Genomic DNA, 21,513 nt, shown 5'->3' with positions numbered 1-21,513 from the left:
AAAAACACGAAAGCCCCGTCGGAAACGGCGGGGCTTTTTTCGCATCGACGCAGACCGTTCCGGTCAAATTCGTTCGACCGCCTGCGCCAATTCACCCCGACGATAGGGCACCAAAGGCACCTGCTCAGGCGCCCCGGCCATTGCCCCGATCAGGCCACCGCCCAGAAAGCGCAATTTTTCCAAGCCACTGGTGGACACCCGGCTCTCCCACGCGCGCGGCCCGCGCGCGGCCACCTTGCGCGCAATCGCCCCATAGATTCCCGCCGCCGCCAGCACAGCCCAGCGGCAACGAAACGGCAAACGCGCCGCCCCTGCCCGCGCGCTGGCCTCATAGACCTGCGCCATGCCCGCCATGCGCCCCGCCATCGCGGCCAGAGCAGGCAGGTTCCGGGGGGCCAGCAGCTCACCTTCCTCCACCCCCGCCTGCGTCAGCCAGTCAGCGGGCAGATAGCACCGCCCCGCCGCATGATCCTCAGCTACGTCGCGGGCAATATTGCCCAATTGGAATGCAATCCCCAGATCGCAGGCCCGATTGAGCGTATCGCCATCCTCCGGATCAACACCCATCACCAGCGCCATCAGCACGCCCACCGCGCCCGCCACGTGATAGCAATAGCCCAACATATCCAGCTCGGTCCGGGGCCGCCATCCGGCCGCATCCAGCGCAAATCCGGCAATCACATCGCCGGTATGCACCGCATTGATCCCGCATTCCGCCGCCACCACGCCCAGCGCGTCAAAAGCGAAATGCCCGGTTGCATCCCCGCCCAGCGCCCGCGCGGTCAGCCGGCGGATCTGCTCCAGCCGCTCGGCCGCGCCGGCCTGCGCCCCTAACGCCCCACCATGATCCTGATCATCGGCCAGATCATCGCAAGCCCGACACCAGGCATAGAGCAGCCAGACCCGTTCCCGCGTGGCCGCATCGAACAGTTTCGAGGCGGCGGCAAAGCTCTTCGACCCGCGCGCGATGCTCTCGCGCGCGGCCTCCACCAATGCCCCCCGGTCAAGGGTCACAGCGTCTTGGGGTCCATACGGATGATCTGCTCGCCCGGCTCATGCGCGGCCATGCGGTCCAGCAACAGGTCCAGCTCACGCTCGGCCAGAATGATGCCCTGATGCGCGGGGCGGATAAAGCCGACCTCGCCCATATGGCGGTTGAACGCCAGCAATCCGTCGTAAAATCCATAAGCGTTGAGCAGGCCCACCGGCTTCTGGTGATAGCCAAGCTGCGCCCAACTCACCGCTTCCCACAGCTCGTCCATCGTGCCCACCCCGCCCGGCAGGGTCAGGAAACCGTCCGAAAGCCGCTCGAACTGCGCCTTGCGCTCATGCATCGTCTCAACCGTGATCAGCTCGGTCAGGCCCGTATGCTCGACCTCGACATGGGCCAGCGCCACCGGGATCACCCCGATCACCTCGCCGCCCGCCGCCATCGCCGCATCGGCCACCGCCCCCATCAGGCCAAGCCGCCCGCCGCCATACACAAGGCCGATCCCGCGCCTTGCCAGCTCGGTGCCCACTTCCTGGGCCAGTTCGATGTAACGGGGATCGGCGGGAGTGGCAGAGCCACAATAGACTGCAATGCGTTTCATACCCCCACTTTAGCGAATGCTCCGCCATTGGCCAGACGGTTGATGGAGGGCGGAGGCGGGTTTTTTAGAAGGGGGAAAGTTAAGATGCCTCCGACGGGGAAAGGGACTCGTCCCTTTCCCCGTCGGAGGCAAAACCCCGCAAACCTCTAAAAACCCCCCTACCCCGCCTGCTTCAACCGATAGGCCTGCAACCCGGCCGCCACTGCCTTCAACTCGGCGTCCAGTTCACCCAGCAGCCGCTTTGCCATCGGCCCTTCGTTGCGGCCCAGCGCGGTTTCGGCCCTTTGCGCCATGATGCGGATACGCTGCATGCCCAAAAGGCCCGCGTTCCCCTTCATCCTGTGCAACCGCTTCATCATCGGCGAGGCAGATTCTTCAACCGCCGCGATCTGTTCGTTTTCGTCCAGAAAGCGTTGCAGCGAGTTAAGGAACAGCGCCTTGTTATCGGCCAGCCTTTCGCGCGCATCGTCAACATCGATGCCGTCGATCACCGGCCATTCGTCGGCATGGCCGACCGCATCGCCTGGGCGGCCGATCTCGGGTTCGGGGTGCCCTACGGCCACCTTTTGCCGGATCACCTCGATCAACGTCTTGGCATCAAAGGGTTTCGTAATCAGCCCGTCCATCCGCACCAGCGTGGCGTCACGGTCGTCGCAATGGGCGGCCCCGGCCGTCAGCGCCACCACCGCAGGCCGCGCCGGGCCCAACGTCCATTCGATCTGGCGAAAGGCCTCATAGCCATCCATGATCGGCATCTGGATATCCATCAGGATAACATCGAAGCCGCCCCTTTCGGCGATCACCTTTTCCACCGCCCGCGCGCCATTTTCGGCCGTGGTGACAATCGCGCTTTCCAGTTCCAGCACATGGCGGGCCACTTCCAGATTGATCTCGCTGTCGTCCACAATCAGCACGCGCACGCCCTTGAGCCGGGGCGCGCCGATTTCATCGCCCGTTTCGCCGGCCACGATCAGATCGCCGGGCGCCAATTCAAAGGGCAGATCGACCCAGAAATGGCTGCCCTTGCCCGGCTCGCTGGCGGCATCGATATGGCCGCCCATCAGAACGGCCAGATCGCGCGAAATCGACAGGCCCAGCCCCGTTCCACCAAACCGCCGGGTGGTGGACACATCGCCCTGTTCAAAGGGGTGAAACAGGCGGCTCATATGTTCCGGCTCGATGCCTATCCCGGTATCATCGACCTGAAAACGCAGATGCGCCATCTCGTCATTGCGGTTCTTGACCGAGACGCTCAGGCTGACCTCGCCCGTCTCGGTGAACTTGATCGCATTGGTGACCAGATTGAGCAGAATCTGATGCAGCCGCCCGCCATCGCCCACGATCATATCGGGCATGCTGCTCCCGCGCCGCATGGAAAAGCGCAATTTGCGGCTGCCGATCTGGACCAGCGCCAGCCCCTCGATGCTGCGCAACACATCGCCCAGATTGAACGGCGCGATGGCCAGGTCGATCTGGTTCGCCTCAATCTTGGATATATCCAGCACATCGTTGACAATGCCGAGCAAGGCCCGGCTGGCCGCCTTGATCTTGCCCAGCAGATCGCCCTGCTGCTGGTCCAGCTTGGTGCGTTCCAGCAGATAACTCAGCCCGATGATGGCGTTGAGCGGCGTGCGGATCTCGTGGCTCATATTGGCCACAAACATGCTCTTGGCACGATTGGCCGATTGCGCCTCGTCCAGCGCGCGCTGCAAGGATCGCTCGTGTTCATCACGCAGCGCCTCGGTGGCCTGACGCAGGCGTTCATCGGCCAGCCGCGTGGCATGTTCCAGCTCGGCCCGACGGATCGCGCTGATGATCACCTCACGCAATCGTTCCGGGCTGACCGTGGCCTTGGCCACATAATCGGAAACCCCGCGCCGCATCGAATCGGCCAGCACCTCTTCGGCATCGCGCAAAGTGACCAGAATGACCGGGCACGGCTCCTCGCGGTGGGCGTGAATATCGGGCACCAGATCGGTGCCAAGCTCTGTGCCCAGATGATAGTCGAGCAGCACACAGTCGAACTTGTGCCTGCGCAATTGCTCGCGCGCCGAATCCAGACAATTGGCCTCGACTATCGTCGAAAACATCCCCATCCGGTCCAGCGCGCGGATGAACACCTCGCGGTCCACATCATCGTCATCGACCAACAGGATGGCTTGGGGGGTGATCTCGCTCATCGCGCACCGCCATCAAAGCGGCAACCGGACCGACTGCGCATAATCATGCAGCAGCGCGGTCAGGCGCACCATTTGCGGGCCAATCGCCGATTTCAGCATATAGCCGGCCACCTGATCCTTATAGGCGCGGGTGCGGTCGGCATCGGAATCGGACGTGGACAGGACAAAGATCACCGAACTGGCCAGCGTCGGATCGCTGCGTACGGCTTCGAGAAATTCAAACCCGTTCATCCGCGGCATGTTCAGGTCGAGCAGCGTGATATAGGGTCGGCTCAGCCGCTTGTCCGAACACCCCTTGAGGATATCGAGCCCTTCCCGGCCATCCACGGCCTCGACCACGCGGAAATTGCTGCCCACCTTGCTGAGCGAGCGACGCACGGTTTCGGCCGTCACATCGTCATCGTCGACCACCAGAATATTGACGATCTCAGTCATCGCGGTCACTCCGGGCAAAGCGCGGCCAATAGACGCGAAAATGGCATCCGCGCCGACCATCATCGCTCATCAGTTCGATATTGCCGCCATGGGCCTCGACCAGCCGTTTCGCCACGGCCAGCCCCAGCCCCGAATTGTTGCGCCCCGAACTCGACACCGTTTGAAACAGGCGAAAGGCGCGCGCCTGCGCGGCCTCGGCAATGCCGGGGCCATCGTCGCGCACGTCGATCACGCACATGTCGCCTTCGGCGCGGGCGCGGATCGCTATATTGATCTCTTCGCGGTCATGGTGCTTGATCGCGTTGGAAAGCAGATTGCGCAAAACCGTGCTGATCGGCACGCGCACGCCGTCGAAATTCTCCACATCAATATCGGTTTCGATCCGCACGCCCGGCCCCGGCGCCTCCATCTCAATCGCCTCGGCCACGATACCGCCAAGGTCGATCGCCTCGGTTTTCAGCGTCCGCCGCCCGGCGCGGGCATAGGTCAGCAGGTCATCGATCAGCCGCTCCATCGCACTGATTCTTTCGGCCATCCGGCCAAGATTGCGGCGCACCTCGGGCGGAGCGCTCTCGCCATAATCCTCCTCAATGAATTCGATCAGATTGGCGATCCCGCGCAGCGGACTGCGCAGATCGTGCGAGGCCACATGGGTAAATTCCTCAAGCTGCACATTGGCCTCGCGCAGGCGCAGTTCGGCCCGTTTGCGCAGCGTAATGTCGATGACCAGCGCGCAGGTCATCCGCCCCTGGGGCAGATCGACAAAGGTCAGCGCGATTTCGACCGGGATTTCCATCCCGTCCTTGCGCCGCCCCGACAGATCGCGCCCCAACCCCATCGGCCGCACCGCCGGGCTTTTGATAAAGCCATCGCGCAGGCCCACATGCTGGGCCCGGTCGCGATGGGGCAGCAGGATTTCGACGGGCTGGCCCAGCAATTCGGACGCGTCATAGTCGAAAATGTCCTGAAGCCGCTGGTTCACAAGAACGATCCGCCCGGTTTCATCCAGCAGGATCAATCCGCATGGCGAGGAGTCGAACAGGGCGCGAAACGCGCTGTCCATATCGGCCGCCTGAAAAGGCATGGTTGCGGGCTGTTCCATCACGGCCGCGTGGCCTCCGACACCGGTTGCGCGGTATTGCGCGCGATGTTGCACAAGGCGCAGACGGCCCAAAGCGCGGGCCGCACTCCCCATGTAGAATTCTTGTTATTCATGTCGAAATCTTCCTTCGATCAATTCGCGTTCTTCATCCTCCGTCCCAGTTGAACCCTCCTCATCGGCCCTCACTCTCAACAGTCGCCATGGAATTTATCTTAAAGGCCAATAAGTATTCGCGTCAAACCGGCGATTAACCCAAAGTCCCCGAACAATAATCCACTATGGTTCTTTTAGACGCTTGTCAGGCCGCTGCATCCTGTGCCGACGCGGTTTTCAATTTCAGCGAGAAAGTGCTGCCGACGCCGGGGGTGGATTCACACTTTATATCGCCGCGCATCGCCGAAATCGCCTTGCGCGCCAGCGTCAGCCCCAACCCCGACCCTTCATATTCCGAGCGATTGTGCAGACGAGCCAGCGGTTTAAAGACATGTTCGAGATATTGTTTCTCGATGCCGATGCCATTGTCGGTAACATTGATCAGCGCAATATCGCCATTCTGCACCGCCGATACATCAATCACCGGCTGCTCGCTTTTGTTATACTTGATACCGTTGATGATCAGGTTCTGCAGAACTTGTGACAGAAAAGAGGCATTAACCAGAACCAGCGCATCGCCGGTAAAATTCACTGTGGCGTTTCTTGAGGTGATGTAGTCCTGAAGAGATGCAATCGTTTCCTTCAAGATGGCGGAAAAAACACAGAGCTTCAGTTCAGGCGTCTGTTGCAGCAAAGTATATTGCACCATCACATCGACCAGCGAGTCGAGCCTGCGTGCGGCGTCACCCATGAATTTGAGCATCTGGGGCAGACGGTCGCCTTTCAGCCTTTTCGTCTCCTGCGCGATCATGTCGGAAAAGGTGATGATCTGGCGCACGGGCTGTTTGAAATCATGGGCCAGCGCAAAGCCAAAGGCTTCGATGTCGAGCTGCTGGTCATGGATGGTTTTCATCCGCTCGTTAATCTCGATGGCATTATTGACCGCGCGGCGCAGCGCCACAGGCGACATGCGGTTTTTCGGGAAATAGTCGGTCGCCCCGCTTTTCAGCGTTTCGGCGGCCAGCAATTCATCGCCCGCCCCGGTGCAAAGAATAATCGGCAAAAACGGATATTGTTCACGCAGCAGACGCACCAACGTCAGTCCGTCCATATCGGGCATTTCATAATCGACCAGCACACAGTCGATTTCCTGTTCGCGGCAAATCTCCAGCGCCTGATGACCATTGGCGGCGATGATGCTGCGCGAATTGGGCTTGGCCGCCGCGATGATCCCGCAAACAAGCCCCTGCGAGAGAACATCATCATCCACGACCAGAATAAGGTGATGCTTCAAATCCGCCTCCGCCCCTGATAATTATGTACGAAAATTAGCCAATCGTCGTTAATTCCCCATCTCGCCGCAATTACGGATTTGTCCTTGGCTAAACGGCGAAAACCCCCGATTGAGCGGGCCAGGACGGCGGTCAAAAGTTTCCCTTCCCCCAGCCAAAGCCATTCTGCCTTTCATCCTTGCGCCCATGGGCCCATGGGGGCGACCATGAATCAAACCACCTCTTCTGGCGCATCCGGCCCGAATGCCCCTGCGGGCAAAGTCTGGCTGGTCGGCGCGGGGCCGGGCGATCCGGATCTGCTGACGCTGCGTGCGGCGCGGCTGATCATGTCGGCGCGGCTGGTCGTGCATGACGGGCTGGTCGATCCGCGCATTCTGGCCATGGCGCCTGCGGGTGCGCGTCTGATCAGCGTGGCCAAACGCCGCAGCCGCCATTCGATGCCGCAGGACGAAATCAACGCCCTGCTGGTGCGCGAAGCGTTGGCCGGGGGCGACGTGCTGCGCCTGAAGGGCGGCGATCCGTTCATTTTCGGGCGCGGCGGCGAAGAGGCCGAGGCCTGCCTCGCGGCGGGCGTAACGGTCGAGGTCGTGCCTGGCATTTCGGCGGCCGTGGGCGCGGGGGCTGCGGCCCTCCTCCCCCTGACCCACCGCGACGCGGCCAGCGTGGTCAGCTTTGTTTCGGGCCAGTGCAAGGGCCTGTCCGATCAGAACTGGGTCGGGCTGGCCGGTGTCGGCCGCACTTTGGTCATCTATATGGGTCTGGCCACGGCGGCGCAGATTGCCGAAAAGCTGATCGCGGACGGGCTTTCCCCCGAAACCCCGCTGGCGGTGGTTGAAAATGCCACGCGGCCCGATATGCGCGTGCTGCGCTCTCCGCTGGCGGCTCTGGCCGATCTGGTGGAGCGTGAGAGGGTGCAAAGCCCTGCCCTTATCATCATCGGCGCCGTGACCGCGCGCGCCCCGTCCGAAATACGCCAAGTGGCGCTGGAGGCAATAAAGTGAAGATTATCACGGGCAATGACCTGAAATCCGGGGCGGTGACCTGGTGGAATGGGGCGGCATGGTCGCTTCATGTCAACGATGCGGCGGATATGGGCGATGAAGCCGCCGACGTGATCGCTGCCGAGGAAGCCGCCCGCCGCGTCAATGGCGCCTATGTCATCGAGGCGGAACAGACCGCCGATGGCATCCGTCCTGCTCACATCAAGGAGCGCATCCGCGCGCTGGGCCCCACGGTCCGCCTTGATCTCAGCCTCGATCCCACCGCGACCCCCGACAAGGTGCTCTGATGTATCTGTACGACCATTATGATCAGGCGATGGTGGATGCCCGCGTCGCCAAATTCCGCGACCAGACCCGCCGCCGCATCGAAGGCACGCTGAGCGAGGAAAAGTTCCGCCCGCTGCGCCTGCAGAACGGCCTCTATCTCCAGCTTCACGCCTATATGCTGCGCGTGGCGGTGCCCTATGGCACGCTCTCGGGCGCACAGATGAAGATGCTGGGCGATATCGCGGACAAGTATGACCGCGGTTACGGCCACTTCACCACGCGCCAGAACATCCAGTACAACTGGATCAAGCTGGAAGACACGCCCGACATTCTGGCCGATCTGGCCAGCGTGGAAATGCATGCGATCCAGACGAGCGGCAATTGCATCCGCAACATCTCGGCCGACCAGTATGCGGGCGCCACCGCCGACGAACTGATCGACCCGCGCCCCTATGCCGAACTGCTGCGCCAGTGGTCGAGCTTCCACCCCGAATTCCTGGCCCTGCCGCGCAAGTTCAAGATCTGCGTGATCGCCAGCGACACCGACCGCGCGGCCATGCGCCTGCACGACATCGGCATCCAGATCGTGAAGAACGAAGCGGGCGAAATCGGCGCGGCCTTCTACGTGGGCGGCGGCATGGGCCGCACCCCGTTCATCGCGCCGCTGGTCAAGGCTTTCGTGCCGCTCGACGAACTGATCACCTATTCCGAGGCCTGCCTTCGCGTTTACAACCGCTATGGCCGCCGCGACAACAAGTACAAGGCGCGCATCAAGATCCTCGTCCATGAACTGGGCGTCGAGGAATACAGCCGCCAGGTCGAGGAAGAGTTTGCCCATCTGCAAACTCTGGCCATCGAACCGCCGCTGGCCGAGCTGGAGCGGATCAAGACCTTCTTTGCCGATCCGGCCTATGAAGCGGACCTGTCGGACGATCTGGACCTGTCGAATCCGGCTTTTGCCGCGTGGGTCAAGAACAACACCGCCGCGCACAAGACCCCCGGTTACGCCATCGTCAACATCAGCCTCAAGCCCATCAAGGTGCTGGCCGATGGGACCAAGGAAGCGGGCATTCCGGGCGACGCCACGGGCGAGCAGATCCGCGTGATGGCTGACCTTGCCAAGACCTACAGCTTTGACGAGCTGCGCGTGACCCACACCCAGAACATCGTCCTGCCCCATGTGCGCAAGGCCGACCTGTTCACGGTTTGGGAAAAGCTGGTCGCCGCTGATCTCGCCGAAGCCAATCTCGACAAGATCACCGATATCATCGCCTGCCCCGGCCTTGATTACTGCACGCTGGCCAATGCCCGCTCGATTCCCGTCGCGCAAAAGATTGCCGAGCGCATGGCCGACAAGGCCGAGGAAATCGGTGAGCTCAAGCTCAAGATTTCCGGCTGCATCAACGCCTGCGGCCATCACCACGCGGGCCACATCGGCATTCTGGGCGTCGACCGCAAGGGTCTGGAGAACTACCAGCTCCTGCTCGGCGGCTGCGAAGGCGCGGATACCTCGCTTGGCAAGATCATCGGCCCCGGCTTTGACGAAGACGGCATCGTGGGCGCGGTCGAAAAGGCCACGCAGGTCTATCTGGCCAACAAGGAAGGCGAGGAACGCTTCCTCGACACCTATCGCCGCATCGGCATGAACCCGTTCAAGGAAGCGATCTATGGCTGACGTCCAGTTCCTGTTCCGCGAAGGTGAAGAGGCCGTTTCGGCCCCCACCGTCGCCCTCTCGGCCTTTGCCGAAGACACCAATGCCACCGCCGTGGTGATCCAGCCGGGCGAGGACGCGCGCGCGCTGATCCCCCATCTCGATCGCCTGTCGCTGGTTGAAGTGACCTTCCCCGCCTTCACCGATGGGCGCGGCTTCTCCTCGGCCCGCATCCTGCGCGAGGCGGGCTATACCGGCGAACTGCGCGCCAGCGGCGACATTGGCGTCGATATGCTCAGCCACCTGCACCGCTGCGGCTTTGACGCCATCGCGCCCAACGCTCCGCTCGATCTGGCGCAGGCCGAAACTGCGCTCAAGGTCTGGCCGCAGGTCTATCAGGCCACTGTGGTCGATGGTCGCAAGCCGATTTGGGCCTTAAGGCACGGTCTGTAACATGGCCGCACGCCCCATCGACCGCATCGACACTTCGGCTGCCTTCACCGCTAAAGACGTTGCCGGGCTTAACACCCGCTATGCCGATGCCAGCACGGCGGATGTGCTGCGCGCGGTGCTGGTCGAGGGCGTGGCGGGCCGCGCCGCGCTGGTTTCCAGCTTTGGCGCGGAAAGCGCGGTGCTGCTCCATCTGGTGTCGGGCATTGCGCCCGACGCCCCGGTGCTGTTCCTCGAAACCGGCAAGCATTTCCCCGAAACGCTGGCCTATCGCGACACGCTGATCGCGCATCTGGGCCTGACGGGCGTCATCAACCTGACGCCGGACGCCGAAGTGCTGGCCAAGAAGGATGATGCCGGGCTGCGCTGGTCCTATGACCCGGACGGCTGCTGCGAAATCCGCAAGGTGATCCCGCTGGCCAAGGCTCTGGCCGGGTTTGACGCATCGGTGACAGGCCGCAAAGGGTTTCAGGCCGAAACCCGCGCGGGCCTGCCGATCTTTGAACTGGACACCACCGATGCGGCCGGGCGGCTCAAGATCAACCCGCTGATCGACTGGAACGCAGGCCGTCTGTCGGCCTATATGGACGAGCATGACCTGCCCCGCCATCCGCTGGTGGCGCAGGGTTATCCCTCGATCGGCTGCATGCCCTGCACCAGCAAGGTCGCGCCGGGCGAAGACCCGCGCTCGGGCCGCTGGCGCGGTTGGGACAAGACCGAATGCGGCATCCATGTCGAGGGCGCCGCCAGCAATATCAGCGACCTGCCGCCGGGGTATGAACCGGCGTTTTAACCGGACCAATAGCGGGCGGCGGGGCCTTGTTCCCCCGCCCGCTTTGCCCTATCCGCTGGCGCCATGTCTTTAATAGCCCAGCTCTCCGACCTTGCCGATCCCGCGCTGACCCCTCGCCTTGTGCTCAAAGTGGGCTCATCCCTGCTGGTTGATGATGCAGGCGCGCGGCGCGAATGGCTGACCGCGCTGGTGTCGGAAATCGCCGCGGCCAAGGCACGCGGTCAAGATGTGATCGTGGTGTCCTCGGGCGCGATTGCGCTGGGGGCGCGGCGGCTGGGGCTGGAAAAGGGCGGGCGCGGGTCGCTGGCCGATGCCCAGGCCGCCGCTGCGGTGGGCCAGATCGCGCTGTCGGGCCTGTGGGCCGAACTGTTGGGCGCGCATGGTCTGACGGCCGCGCAATTGCTGCTCACGCTGGAGGATCTGGAGGATCGCCGCCGGTATCTGAACGCCACGGCCACGCTGACGCGCCTGCTGGACGCGGGCGCGGTGCCGGTCATCAATGAAAACGATTCGGTCGCCACGCAGGAAATCCGCTTTGGCGACAATGACCGCCTTGCCGCCCGTGTGGCGCAGGCCGCGCGCGCCGATGCGGTGCTGCTGCTCTCCGATATCGACGGACTTTATGATCGCCACCCGCGCGAGCCGGGCGCGCAATTGCTCCCTCTCGTCAAGGGCATCACGCCGGAGATCCGAGCCATGGCCAGCCCCCTTTCGGGCAGCGGCATGGGTTCGGGCGGCATGATCTCGAAATTGCAGGCGGTGGAAATCGCCGAAATGGCGGGCATCGCGCTGGTCATCGGCAACGGCACGGTGGAAAGCCCGCTGCGCCGGATCATGGAACAGGGCGTGGGCACGCTGTTCCTCCCCCGCTCGCGCAAGCCTGCGCGCAAGGCATGGCTGGGCGGACGGCTGCGGCTCAAAGGCTCGCTGACCGTGGATGCGGGCGCGGTCAAGGCCCTGCGCGGAGGGGCCAGCCTGCTGGCCGCCGGGATCACGGCGGTCGATGGCCATTTCACGCGCGGCGATGCGGTGACCATCCGCGATGATGCGGGCGCAGTGCTGGCGCATGGGCTGGTCGAATATGACGCGGGCGAATGCGCCTCGCTGATGGGGCGTCAGTCGGCCGATCATGCCGAAATCCTAGGCTATGCCCCCCGCCCCGCCGTGGTCCACCGCGATCAGCTGGTGATGGTCTGATGGTGCGCAAGGATCGAGCGCTGATCGCGCTGACCGGCGGCACGGGTTTTGTGGGACAGATGGTGCTGGAACTGGCCCGTTCGCGCGGGATTGCGGTTCAGGCGCTGGCCCGCCGTGCGCAGGCGCCGCAGGACCATGTGGCATGGGTGGCGGGCGACCTGTCCACCCGTGGCGCTCTGGACGCTCTGGTGCGCGGGACCGAAGCGGTGATCCATGTCGCGGGCCTCGTCAACGCCGCCGATCCGCAGGAATTCGAGCGCGCGAATGTCCTTGGGACGATGAACATGATCGAGGCCGCGCGCGCCGCAGGCGTGCCGCGCTTCATCTTCGTCTCGTCGCTTTCGGCGCGCGAGCCCGACCTGTCGGCCTATGGCGCCAGCAAGGCGCGGGCCGAAATGCTGGTCAAGGCCAGCGGGCTGGACTGGACGATCGTCCGCCCGCCCGCCGTCTATGGCCCGCGCGACGCCGAAATGTTCGAGCTGTTCCGCGCGGCCAAATGGGGCGTGGTGCCCGTGCCCGCCGGGGGCCGCGCCAGCATGATCCATGTCGAGGATCTGGCCCGGCTGCTGCTTGCGCTGATTCCGCGCAGTATGGCGGTCAATGGCCATACGTTCGAGCCGGACGATGGCGTACCCGGGGGATGGAGCCATGTTGATATGGCCCGCGCGATCGGCGCGGCGCTGGGCAAGCGGCCTTGGGTGATTTCGCTGAGGCCCGGCTTTTTGCGGCTGGGCGCGCGGATCGATGGAATGCTGCGTGGGAGCCGAGCCAAGCTGACGCCCGACCGTGTGGGCTATATGACTCATCCCGACTGGGTGGTCAGCCCCGAGGCCGCGCCGCCGCCCGAATTGTGGCGCGCCTTGATCGAAACGCGCGGCGGACTGACGGGAACGGCAGAATGGTATCGGCGCGAGGGCTGGCTTTAACGGCCAGCCCTTTCGGGCCTCAATTACCTCAAAGGTGACCTTACCCCAAAGGCGACCAGGGCGTGTCGTCGATCTCTTCGCGCTCGCCCACTGGGCGTTCGGTGATGGTTGCGGCGGGCAGATAGGAAATCACCGCGTCGAGCAGCTTGTCGATGCCCGCACCGCTGACGCCCGAAATGGCGAAAACTTCATCAGCACCCGCTTCGAGCAATTCCTCGCGATAGGCCGCGACCAGCTCGTCATCGGCCTGATCGATCTTGTTGAGCACGACCAGACGCGCCTTCTCGTCCAGACCAGCGCCGTAAGCTTCCAGTTCGTCCTCGACGATATGCATCGCCTCTACCGGTTCGACAGGTTTGCCGTCCTTATCAACCCCGGCAATATCGATCAGATGGATCAGTACGCGGCAACGCTCGACATGGCCCAGAAAGCGATCGCCGATCCCCGCGCCCTCGGCCGCGCCCGCGATCAGACCGGGAATATCGGCCAACACGAATTCGCGATTCTTGTGCCGCACCACGCCCAATTGCGGGCGCAAGGTGGTGAAGGCATAAGCGCCGACCTTGGCATTGGTGTTCGACACGGCGTTGATGAAGGTCGATTTGCCCGCATTGGGCAGGCCCAGCAGCCCCACATCCGCCAGCAGCTTGAGCCGCAGCCAGACATACATTTCCTCGCCCGGCCAGCCCGGACCATGCTGGCGCGGGGCGCGGTTGGTCGAGGACTTGTACGAGGCATTGCCCCGCCCCCCATCGCCGCCGCGCAGGAACACCTCGCGCTGGCCGGCATACGTCATATCCAGCAGCACCGTCTCGCGGGTATCGTCAAGGATCTGCGTGCCCACCGGCACCTTGATGACCAGATCCTCGCCGCCCGCGCCGGTGCGGTTGCTGCCCGCGCCGCCGCCGCCGCGCTGGGCCTTGAAATGCTGAGTATAGCGGAAATCGATCAGCGTGTTGAGGCCCGGCACCGCTTCGAAAATGATGTCGCCGCCCTTGCCGCCATTGCCGCCGTTGGGGCCGCCATATTCCTCATACTTTTCGCGGCGAAAGCTGACCGCACCGCCGCCACCGCTGCCTGAACGGACGAAGATCTTGGCCTGGTCGAGAAAATGCATGAGACGGTTTCCGGCGTAAACAACATGTGAAATTTCAATGCGAAAAGGGCCGTCTGGCACCAAAGCCGACGGCCCATTTCGCTTAAACCCTGCATCTGGTGGAGCCGAGGGGGATCGAACCCCTGACCTCGTCATTGCGAACGACGCGCTCTCCCATCTGAGCTACGGCCCCGTTCCAGTGCAAATCCTTAGGAGAAATTCCCCTTGGGAGGCGTCCCCTTAGCGAATGCTTTTCGGGGTGGGAAGCGGAAATTTCATATCCGATGAAATTTTCCGGCCATGGATTTCTCCGCGCCGCGCTTCCCCTTCCCTTGCCCGGTTTACTGGGTGCCGGCGGGCTGCTGGGGCGCGCCCGGCGTGCCATACTTGGCTTCCCATTCGGCCAGTTCGACCCGGTAGGTCTCATAGGCGCGATAGAAATCCTCATAGACCCGCGCAAAGTTGGCAAAGCTGCGCTTGGAAAAATCGGGCAGATCGGCCGCTTTCACGCCCGCGCTCTCGCGGCTCATGACCAGAGCGGCATCGCAGAAATGGGTCAACGTGGGCGGATAGGCGAAGTAATTATAGACCTGCGTCATATAGGTTTCGCGGGTGCGGATGAAATCCTTGGCGCCATACTTGGCCTTGAACGTGGCATCCACGCCCGCATTGGCGCGGGCCAGCGGCTTGGCATGGCTTTTCAGGAAGGCGCGGTAATTGTCGGCAATCTCGACATAGGCCGGACCGTTGCAGTTGAGCGCGGCAACATTATAGGCCGCGCGCAAATTCCACACCAGCTGCGCATCGACCGAATCGACCAGGATCGTGTGGCGCACGCCATCGGCCCCGATTGCCGGAATCGCCACATTGCCCGCGGCCCCCAAAGGCGCGCGCGGCCGGGGCGGAATCACCACCACCTTGGGCGGCGGCGGGGGCGGAGGCGGCGGCGGAGGCGGCGGGGGAGGCGCAGCGCAGGCCCCCAGAACGGCCAGACCCAGACCCATCAATGCCAACCGGATACGATTCACCTGCCACCTCATTCTACACACCGCGTCCCATAGCGCGGCGCCCTGTCGCGCCTGTTTAACCGATACGGGATGCAAAGAAAATGCCCGAGGCGCCAAATGGCACCCCGGACACGATAGTCCGCCCGTCTTTCGAGCCTTTCGGAGCCTGCCGTTTAGCGGCGGTCACCCAGAAAGCTGAGCAGGAACTGGAACATGTTGATAAAGTCGAGATACAGCGTCAGCGCGCCCATGATCGCCACGCGCTCGGCATAGGGCGTACCCGCAACCTGCACATAGCTCATCTTGAGCTGCTGGGTGTCATAGGCGGTCAGACCCGCAAAGATCAGCACGCCCAGCACCGAGATCGCAAAAGCCATGCCCGGCACGTGGAAGAACATCGAGATCAGCGAGGCGATGATCAGGCCGAACAGGCCCATGATCAGAAAGCTGCCCATGCCCGACAGGTTCTTCTTGGTGGTGTAGCCCACAAGGCTCAGGCCCGCGAAGGAACCGGCCGTGGCAAAGAAGGTCAGCGCGATAGACGCCCCGGTGTAAACCAGAAAGATCGACGAGATCGACAGACCCATCGCCACCGCAAAGCCCCAGAAACAGGCCTTGAGCGTGCTGCTCTGCATCCGGCTCATGCCCGCGCTCATCGCGAAAACAAAACCCAGAGGCGCCAGCACCACCAGCCAGCGCAGCGGTGTCACAAACACCTGCGCGGCCAGCCCGCTCTGCACGAACAACAGCGCGACAATGCCCGAAAGCAGCACGGCCGAAGTCATGTAATTGTAAATCGACAGCATATATTTGCGCAGGCCCGTATCGAGGGCGGCTGCGTCAACATACCCAGCATTCATCCTCGAAGACGCGCCGAAGCCCGTCTGCGTGGGCTGGGGGTCATTCCAGATGGCCATGTCATTCACTCCATAAAGCGCCAATCAGCAAAACCTGCGGCGCATAAAGGGAATATCGCCCCTATGCCCCCGGCTTTCAAGCGGGGTATGGGCTAAATTTGGTATCAAAGTGTTGCTCTGGGGCAAAAAGTGTAAAATTTGCCATCGGTGGGCGCCTTGGAAATGCCTCCGGCGGGCAAAGGGGCTCGTCCCTTTGCAATCCCAATTTTGGGGTGGCGGGTGGTTTGCAAGGGTACGCCTGAAGAATTGAAATGCCTGCGGCGCGGCAATGTCAGGCAAAAACCGCCATTTCAGACATCGCGCCCGACACCTGACGCCGAATCAGAGACGCTACGCAGGCAGTAACGAGAGCGTGAGGGACGAGTCCCTCACTTCTTCTCCGCCGCCCGCGCCATCGCGCCCAGCTCCACGTTCCGGTCCCGCGCCGCGCTCAGCGTGCCCAGCACCAGCGCGCCAAGCGCATCGCCCGCATCCAGCACCGACAGACCCGCCAGCGTCGATCCGCCCGGCGAAGACACACGCCGCGCCAATTCGCCCGGCCCCACATCGGATGCCGAGGCCAAAGCCGCCGCCCCATCCACCGTGGCCAACGCCAGACGCAGCGACTGTTCCGGATCAAGCCCCAGCGCCGCGCCGCCCTGCGCCAGCGCGTCGATAAAGCGATAGACATAGGCCGGACCCGAACCCGCCAGCGCCGTCACCGCATCAAACAGGCTCTCATCCACCCATTCGGGCGTGCCCAGCGGGGCCAGCCATGCCATCACGCATTCGCGCGCCTCATGATCCAGCCCCATCGCCGCCACGCCCATCGGCGATTTGCCCAGCGCCGCCGAAAGGTTGGGCATCACCCGCACCAGCCCACGCGCATCGGGAAAGCGCAGCGACAGGCTGGCCATTTCCACGCCCGCCAGCATGGACAGCACCACGGTATCGCGCCCGGCCAGCGCCGTCAGCGCGCCCGCCACACCATCAAGCATCTGCGGCTTAACACCCAGAATCAGCAGGTCGAACACCCGCCCTCCCGGCAATTCACGCAGCAGTTCAACGCCCTCTGGCGCAGCCTCAAGAAAAGGATCGTAAACGGTGAAACGCTCGGCCGCCACGCCGCCGCGCAGCCATCCGGCCAGCATCGCCCCGCCCATATTGCCGCAGCCGATGAACAGCACATTGGCAGGCCACATGATCACGCCTCCCCCGCCGCATCGACCAGCGCGCTGGCCAGAGCATCCGCCGGGCTCTTGTCGCCCCACAGGATGAACTGGAACGCCGGATAGAACCGATCGCATTCCTCGACCGCCACCTCGACCAGCATCTGCGCCTGAGACAGGCTGAGCAGCCCATCGTCGCTAAGCAGCAGGCCATGGCGATAGAGCAGCATCGTATTGTTCGACCAGATGTCGAAATGGCCCAGCCAGAGCTGTTCGTTGATCAGACCCAGCACCTCGAACATCGCGGGGCGCTTGTCATCGGGCACGCGAATGTCGGGCAGGCACAGCAACTGCAGGACATTGTCCTCCGCCCGCCAGACCGCGCGCAACTGGTAGGTCGCCCAACTGCCCTGTACCTCGCCGGTGATTTCGTCATCGCTGACGAATTCGTAATGCCACCCGCGCGCTTCGAACAATTGTCCGAGCATCTCGACCGGCGCGCAATCGTCGTGCCGCCCCAAATCGCCCTCGCCAGTCCTCATCATGCTCATTCCAGTCTCAAGAACCCGATGCGGCGCGCCCCAGACCCAAGCATCAGACAAGGAGCGCGGGAGGCCTAGTGATACGCAGCTTGCATGGGGCACTCTTCACCCCAAGCACAAGCCGCCATTCGATCAAGCCCTGCGCATAACTCCATAAGCCTGTTCACAGCTTGTGGAAAAGACGCTTTCTTCGGCTCATTTTGAAACAGTACAGTTCCGCTTTACAGAGAATCAACAACTTGGCCCGCAGGACTGATCCAGACGAAACTGCCGTCATGGCCAGCCTTATGTGCCTTTTCATTAAACGCTTTGGCCGCCGCTTCGGTTTCAAACGGGCCTACCAATACGCGGCCGGTGCGCCCCCAGTCCGAAATCGAGGGCTTCTGCCCCTTGAACAACTCAGCCTCGGCGCGCTGCAATTTGCGCCAGTCGTAAAGAATGCGCTCATTGTCGCGCCCGGCGGCGATCTGCACCCAGATGCGGCTGGGGTGCTGTGGCGGCGCCACCTCCTTGACCTTTTCGGCCTTTTCGACCTTCTCCGCCTTGTCGGCCAGCTTCTTTTCCCTGGTCTTCTCTGCGGCCTTTTCCTTGGCGCTCAACACCACCGGGGCGGGCGTCGGCGTCGCCGTAGGGGTCGGCGCAGGGGCAGGCGCACTATGCGCAGGCTGGATCTTGCGAATGTCCACTGCGCCGCTGGCCGGGGTTGTCGCGGTCGAAACCTTGCCGAAATCCTCAAACAATTCGGCAAAGCTGGGCTTTTTGCCCGGCGCAGACTTAGCCGCCACCTTAGCCACGGCCAGCTTGACGGGTGCGGGGGCAACAGGCTGCGCCTTGACCGGCGCGGGCGCAACGGGTTGGGTTTTGACCGGCTGAGGTCTGGTTTCTGCGACAACCACCGCCGGCCTTGGCGCGGGATCAAGATCGCCATCGACCGTTGCCACCTGCGGCGCGCGGGCGGCGCTGCGCGACAGGTCAAAGCTCGACACGGCCGCAGGCGTGCTGGCCAAAGTCGCCGCAGGCCGGGCTTCAACCACACGCGGCGCCGGGCGCGGCACAGACGTGGCCGCCGCCAGTTCAACCGGCACGGCGGGCGCATCGACCCGCGAAGGCATCGGTTCGGGCGGCGCCGGCTCGCCGCGCGGCGGCAATTCCTCGCTCGCCCCGCGCCGGGCGGCCTTGGGCGCGGCTTCCGCCTGCGCCAGTCGCGTCCCCAAAGGCGCGCCTGCCGGAACCAGCCCCTGATCCACCGCGCCCTGTCCGGCAAAGCTGGGGCGCTTCAAATGCTGTCCGGCGATATAATCGGCGATGCGGGCGTTTTCCTGCCCGATCTGCGAAGGCTGCGGGAAAAAGCCCAGATTGGCCGCCGCCGCCTGCTGTGCCGGGGTCAGCTTACGCATATAGCGCAGATAGGGCGCCATCGCGCTGGCCATTTCGGGTGGCATGGTCGAATTGGTGATCGCCACCGCTTCTTCCTCGCGGCCCATGATCGCAAAGGCAAAGGCCCGGATGCGCCACGCCCCGCGATCCTGCTTTTGCAGCAAGGGCGCCAGCACGGTTTCCACCGCGCGCCGGTCGCCCATGATCGCCAGACTCAGCGCCAGACGCCGCGCTGCTTCATCCCCCGCGCCTGCGGCCAGAGCCTCGCGGTAATAGCGCTGCGCCGTCACATTGTCGGACACCAGATCATAGGCCAGCCCGCGATCGGCGATCTGCTCGCCGGTCAGCTGCCCCGCCTTGGCCGCATCCTCGAACAGACCAAGCGCAGTCACCGGGTCCTGCATCCGCATGCGCGCCGAGGCCAGACTGGCCATCACACGCGGCTGATAGGGCTGCAAACGGTCTGCGCGGCTGAGGAAACCAATGGCCGCCTGCGTATCACCCAGCGCCAGCGCCGATTCGCCCGCCTGCAGCAAAGCCTCGATATCGCGCGGATTACGCCCCAGCCGGGCCAGCGCCGCCGACATGGCGCGATTGGCGTCCATGCCCTCGCCCTGAACCACGGGGGTGCTTGTTGATGGGCTCTGCGCCCATGCGCCCGGCGCGGCCAGCCCCGAGGCTCCGGCCAGCAACACACAGGCCAATCCCGCCCGCAACTTTCGCGGCTCAGGCCAAACTGCGCTCATCTCGCCGCGCCCTATCCACCGGACAGACAAAGCCTGCCCGGTGCCTTTCATCACTGGTTGTTCTGACGCCCAAGGAAGCGCGGAATGTTGATCGAACCGCCTTCGTCGCCGCCATCTTCATTGTCATCGCGGCGGCGGGCCGACAGATTGGCCATACGCTCGAACAAGGTCCCGGCCGAACGCGGCGCAGGGGTTGGTTCGGGCGCTTCGGGCACGATCTGACGGCGGCGGGCCACCGGTGCTTCGTCCTCATCGACCAGACGGCTCGCGTCCAGCAACAGTTCGTCGCGCTTGGGCGCAGCCGGAGCCTGACCCGGAACCTCCGCATTGCCCAGCGCGCCCAGATCAAGCGGCTCCTGCGACGGGGCAGACGCGAAGGGAACCGGATCCTGAACCAGCGGGGCAAAGTTCACCGAATCGGCGGGCGCGGCCACCGGGGCGGGCGCAATCGGGGTGAACACGGCGGGCTGCGCCGGTGCGGCATAAGTTGCGGGCTGCGCCTGATGCACCGGCTGGGCCTGAACCGGAACGGCCTGCGTCGGGGCAAAGCCGGGCCGCGCCGGGCCGCGTGCGGCCTGAAGGCTGAACGGGCGCGAGGCTTCCTCGGCCTGAGTCGCAGTCTGTTCGATGCCGGTGGCCACCACCGAGACGCGGATCTTGCCCTGAAGATCGGGGTTGAACGCGCTGCCCCAGATAATGTTGGCATTGGGATCGACCAGCTCGCGGATGTGGTTGGCCGCCTCGTCCACTTCGAGCAGCTTCATATCGTCGCCGCCGATGATCGAGATGATGACGCCCTTGGCACCCTGCATCGACACGCCGTCGAGCAGCGGGTTGGCAATCGCCTTTTCGGCTGCTTCCAGAGCGCGGTTCGGGCCTTCGCCCTCGCCCGTGCCCATCATCGCCTTGCCCATTTCGGCCATCACCGAACGCACGTCGGCAAAGTCGAGGTTGATCAGGCCCGGCATCACCATCAGGTCGGTGATCGAGCGCACGCCCTGCTGCAGCACTTCGTCGGCCAGCTGGAACGCTTCCTTGAAGGTCGTCTCGGCCTTGGCAACCAGGAACAGGTTCTGGTTGGGAATGACGATCAGCGTATCGACATGCTTTTGCAGCTCTTCGATGCCGCTGTCGGCGCTGCGCATGCGGCGCGTGCCTTCAAACAGGAACGGCTTGGTCACCACGCCCACGGTCAGCACGCCCTTCTTGCGCGCCGCCTCGGCAATGACGGGGGCCGCCCCGGTGCCGGTGCCGCCGCCCATGCCCGCCGCGATAAAGACCATATGCACGCCGTCGAGCAGGCGGTCGATTTCCGCCAGCGTTTCCTCAGCCGCCGCGCGGCCCACTTCGGGGCGCGAGCCCGCGCCAAGCCCCTGCGTGATTTCCGGGCCAAGCTGGATGCGATGCTCGGCGATGGAATTGTTCAACGCCTGCGCGTCCGTGTTGGCCACCACAAAGTCCACGCCTTCGATTTCGGCGCGGATCATGTTGGCGATGGCGTTGCCACCGGCGCCGCCCACCCCGATCACAGTGATCCGGGGACGCAGTTCCTCAACGGTGGCGGGGCCAATATTGATGCTCATTGCCTTCTCCTGCCGGGTGCGTAATCCGATTTAAAGGATCGGCACCGTATCGAGCGAAATTGCACATATCCAAGCCGCGAAGCAAAGCGTTTGCGCCATTTGTCCACAGAACTGCGA

Annotated in this window: 20 protein-coding genes and 1 tRNA gene; 7 read left to right on the top strand and 14 right to left on the bottom strand. The window is 63.7% G+C overall.

The genetic code is table 11. The annotated features are described in order from the left end of the window. Positions 1 to 63: 63 nt before the first annotated feature. The 6 genes from FHW96_RS03125 to FHW96_RS03100 all read right to left on the bottom strand — a co-directional run bounded on the left by FHW96_RS03125 (position 64) and on the right by FHW96_RS03100 (position 6,696). A complete protein-coding gene (locus FHW96_RS03125) occupies positions 64 to 1,014 on the bottom strand; it encodes a squalene/phytoene synthase family protein (RefSeq protein WP_172339102.1) in 951 nt (316 codons plus the stop codon). After that, a complete protein-coding gene (locus FHW96_RS03120; protein WP_168602281.1) occupies positions 1,011 to 1,592 on the bottom strand; it encodes a TIGR00730 family Rossman fold protein in 582 nt (193 codons plus the stop codon). The genes FHW96_RS03125 and FHW96_RS03120 overlap by 4 nt, the downstream gene beginning before the upstream one ends. 158 nt (positions 1,593 to 1,750) lie before the next feature. Next, on the bottom strand, positions 1,751 to 3,772 hold the full coding sequence (locus FHW96_RS03115; RefSeq protein ID WP_172339101.1) for a response regulator: 2,022 nt from the start codon (positions 3,770 to 3,772) through the stop codon (positions 1,751 to 1,753). Between the two features lie 12 nt (positions 3,773 to 3,784). Next, positions 3,785 to 4,207, bottom strand: coding sequence for a response regulator (locus FHW96_RS03110; protein WP_172339100.1), 423 nt, complete (start codon positions 4,205 to 4,207; stop codon positions 3,785 to 3,787). After that, the gene (locus FHW96_RS03105; RefSeq protein ID WP_172339099.1) at positions 4,200 to 5,309 is read right to left on the bottom strand and encodes an ATP-binding protein; all 1,110 of its coding nucleotides are present in this window, start codon (positions 5,307 to 5,309) and stop codon (positions 4,200 to 4,202) included. Before FHW96_RS03105 ends, FHW96_RS03110 begins: the two co-directional genes overlap by 8 nt. 298 nt (positions 5,310 to 5,607) lie before the next feature. Then, positions 5,608 to 6,696, bottom strand: coding sequence for a hybrid sensor histidine kinase/response regulator (locus tag FHW96_RS03100; protein ID WP_172339098.1), 1,089 nt, complete (start codon positions 6,694 to 6,696; stop codon positions 5,608 to 5,610). Positions 6,697 to 6,900: 204 nt separating this feature from the next. Between FHW96_RS03100 and cobA the strand changes: the two genes are divergently transcribed. The 7 genes from cobA (at position 6,901) to FHW96_RS03065 (ending at position 12,980) form a co-directional block, all read left to right on the top strand. Next, entirely contained in the window at positions 6,901 to 7,695 is a 795-nt protein-coding gene (cobA, locus tag FHW96_RS03095; RefSeq protein WP_172339097.1) for a uroporphyrinogen-III C-methyltransferase, read from the top strand. Next, positions 7,692 to 7,982, top strand: a complete 291-nt coding sequence (locus FHW96_RS03090; protein WP_172339096.1) for a DUF2849 domain-containing protein — start codon at positions 7,692 to 7,694, stop codon at positions 7,980 to 7,982. Before cobA ends, FHW96_RS03090 begins: the two co-directional genes overlap by 4 nt. Next, positions 7,982 to 9,637: a nitrite/sulfite reductase gene (locus FHW96_RS03085; protein ID WP_172339095.1), complete on the top strand. Its 1,656-nt coding sequence runs from the start codon at positions 7,982 to 7,984 to the stop codon at positions 9,635 to 9,637. The genes FHW96_RS03090 and FHW96_RS03085 overlap by 1 nt, the downstream gene beginning before the upstream one ends. Further along, positions 9,630 to 10,067 carry a DUF934 domain-containing protein gene (locus FHW96_RS03080; protein WP_172339094.1) on the top strand — a complete coding sequence of 146 codons (438 nt, stop codon included), beginning with the start codon at positions 9,630 to 9,632 and terminating at the stop codon, positions 10,065 to 10,067. Before FHW96_RS03085 ends, FHW96_RS03080 begins: the two co-directional genes overlap by 8 nt. 1 nt (position 10,068) lies before the next feature. After that, a complete protein-coding gene (locus FHW96_RS03075; RefSeq protein ID WP_172339093.1) occupies positions 10,069 to 10,857 on the top strand; it encodes a phosphoadenylyl-sulfate reductase in 789 nt (262 codons plus the stop codon). Positions 10,858 to 10,920: 63 nt separating this feature from the next. Beyond that, positions 10,921 to 12,054, top strand: a complete 1,134-nt coding sequence (gene proB / locus FHW96_RS03070; RefSeq protein WP_172339092.1) for a glutamate 5-kinase — start codon at positions 10,921 to 10,923, stop codon at positions 12,052 to 12,054. Then, positions 12,054 to 12,980 (top strand): NAD(P)-dependent oxidoreductase, encoded by a 927-nt coding sequence (locus FHW96_RS03065; protein ID WP_172339091.1) that lies wholly within the window; start codon positions 12,054 to 12,056, stop codon positions 12,978 to 12,980. Before proB ends, FHW96_RS03065 begins: the two co-directional genes overlap by 1 nt. A 40-nt stretch (positions 12,981 to 13,020) precedes the next feature. Here FHW96_RS03065 and obgE read toward each other — a convergent pair whose 3' ends face one another. The 8 genes from obgE to ftsZ all read right to left on the bottom strand — a co-directional run bounded on the left by obgE (position 13,021) and on the right by ftsZ (position 21,396). Then, positions 13,021 to 14,097, bottom strand: coding sequence for a GTPase ObgE (obgE, locus tag FHW96_RS03060; RefSeq protein WP_172339090.1), 1,077 nt, complete (start codon positions 14,095 to 14,097; stop codon positions 13,021 to 13,023). A 96-nt stretch (positions 14,098 to 14,193) separates the two neighbouring features. Further along, positions 14,194 to 14,269: transfer RNA gene (locus FHW96_RS03055), tRNA-Ala, on the bottom strand. A 148-nt stretch (positions 14,270 to 14,417) separates the two neighbouring features. Continuing rightward, entirely contained in the window at positions 14,418 to 15,104 is a 687-nt protein-coding gene (locus tag FHW96_RS03050) for a hypothetical protein (RefSeq protein WP_172339089.1), read from the bottom strand. 152 nt (positions 15,105 to 15,256) lie between these two features. Beyond that, positions 15,257 to 16,000 (bottom strand): Bax inhibitor-1/YccA family protein, encoded by a 744-nt coding sequence (locus FHW96_RS03045; protein ID WP_172339088.1) that lies wholly within the window; start codon positions 15,998 to 16,000, stop codon positions 15,257 to 15,259. A 368-nt stretch (positions 16,001 to 16,368) separates the two neighbouring features. Next, complete coding sequence (locus FHW96_RS03040) at positions 16,369 to 17,181, bottom strand: pyrroline-5-carboxylate reductase (RefSeq protein WP_172339087.1); 813 nt, start codon at positions 17,179 to 17,181, stop codon at positions 16,369 to 16,371. Between the two features lie 2 nt (positions 17,182 to 17,183). After that, entirely contained in the window at positions 17,184 to 17,690 is a 507-nt protein-coding gene (locus FHW96_RS03035; RefSeq protein ID WP_371815625.1) for a YbjN domain-containing protein, read from the bottom strand. Between the two features lie 221 nt (positions 17,691 to 17,911). Beyond that, on the bottom strand, positions 17,912 to 19,813 hold the full coding sequence (locus FHW96_RS03030) for an SPOR domain-containing protein (protein WP_172339085.1): 1,902 nt from the start codon (positions 19,811 to 19,813) through the stop codon (positions 17,912 to 17,914). A gap of 50 nt (positions 19,814 to 19,863) precedes the next feature. Next, a complete protein-coding gene (gene ftsZ, locus FHW96_RS03025) occupies positions 19,864 to 21,396 on the bottom strand; it encodes a cell division protein FtsZ (RefSeq protein WP_172339084.1) in 1,533 nt (510 codons plus the stop codon). Between the last annotated feature and the right edge of the window lie 117 nt (positions 21,397 to 21,513).

This window comes from Novosphingobium sp. SG751A (assembly GCF_013149295.1).
GTDB lineage: Bacteria > Pseudomonadota > Alphaproteobacteria > Sphingomonadales > Sphingomonadaceae > Novosphingobium.
This window is presented reverse-complemented; position numbering and strand designations above follow the sequence as displayed.

Excerpts from the sequence above, each read along its gene's own strand:
- FHW96_RS03040 (WP_172339087.1), bottom strand. The coding sequence starts at position 17,181 with ATGTGGCCTGCCAATGTGCTGTTCATCGGCTGCGGCAATATGGGCGGG.
- FHW96_RS03080 (WP_172339094.1), top strand. The coding sequence starts at position 9,630 with ATGGCTGACGTCCAGTTCCTGTTCCGCGAAGGTGAAGAGGCCGTTTCG.
- obgE (WP_172339090.1), bottom strand. The coding sequence starts at position 14,097 with ATGCATTTTCTCGACCAGGCCAAGATCTTCGTCCGTTCAGGCAGCGGT.
- FHW96_RS03065 (WP_172339091.1), top strand. The coding sequence starts at position 12,054 with ATGGTGCGCAAGGATCGAGCGCTGATCGCGCTGACCGGCGGCACGGGT.
- FHW96_RS03115 (WP_172339101.1), bottom strand. The coding sequence starts at position 3,772 with ATGAGCGAGATCACCCCCCAAGCCATCCTGTTGGTCGATGACGATGAT.
- proB (WP_172339092.1), top strand. The coding sequence starts at position 10,921 with ATGTCTTTAATAGCCCAGCTCTCCGACCTTGCCGATCCCGCGCTGACC.
- FHW96_RS03075 (WP_172339093.1), top strand. The coding sequence starts at position 10,069 with ATGGCCGCACGCCCCATCGACCGCATCGACACTTCGGCTGCCTTCACC.
- FHW96_RS03120 (WP_168602281.1), bottom strand. The coding sequence starts at position 1,592 with ATGAAACGCATTGCAGTCTATTGTGGCTCTGCCACTCCCGCCGATCCC.
- FHW96_RS03030 (WP_172339085.1), bottom strand. The coding sequence starts at position 19,813 with ATGAGCGCAGTTTGGCCTGAGCCGCGAAAGTTGCGGGCGGGATTGGCC.
- FHW96_RS03105 (WP_172339099.1), bottom strand. The coding sequence starts at position 5,309 with ATGGAACAGCCCGCAACCATGCCTTTTCAGGCGGCCGATATGGACAGC.
- FHW96_RS03110 (WP_172339100.1), bottom strand. The coding sequence starts at position 4,207 with ATGACTGAGATCGTCAATATTCTGGTGGTCGACGATGACGATGTGACG.
- cobA (WP_172339097.1), top strand. The coding sequence starts at position 6,901 with ATGAATCAAACCACCTCTTCTGGCGCATCCGGCCCGAATGCCCCTGCG.
- ftsZ (WP_172339084.1), bottom strand. The coding sequence starts at position 21,396 with ATGAGCATCAATATTGGCCCCGCCACCGTTGAGGAACTGCGTCCCCGG.
- FHW96_RS03035 (WP_371815625.1), bottom strand. The coding sequence starts at position 17,690 with ATGAGGACTGGCGAGGGCGATTTGGGGCGGCACGACGATTGCGCGCCG.
- FHW96_RS03085 (WP_172339095.1), top strand. The coding sequence starts at position 7,982 with ATGTATCTGTACGACCATTATGATCAGGCGATGGTGGATGCCCGCGTC.
- FHW96_RS03045 (WP_172339088.1), bottom strand. The coding sequence starts at position 16,000 with ATGGCCATCTGGAATGACCCCCAGCCCACGCAGACGGGCTTCGGCGCG.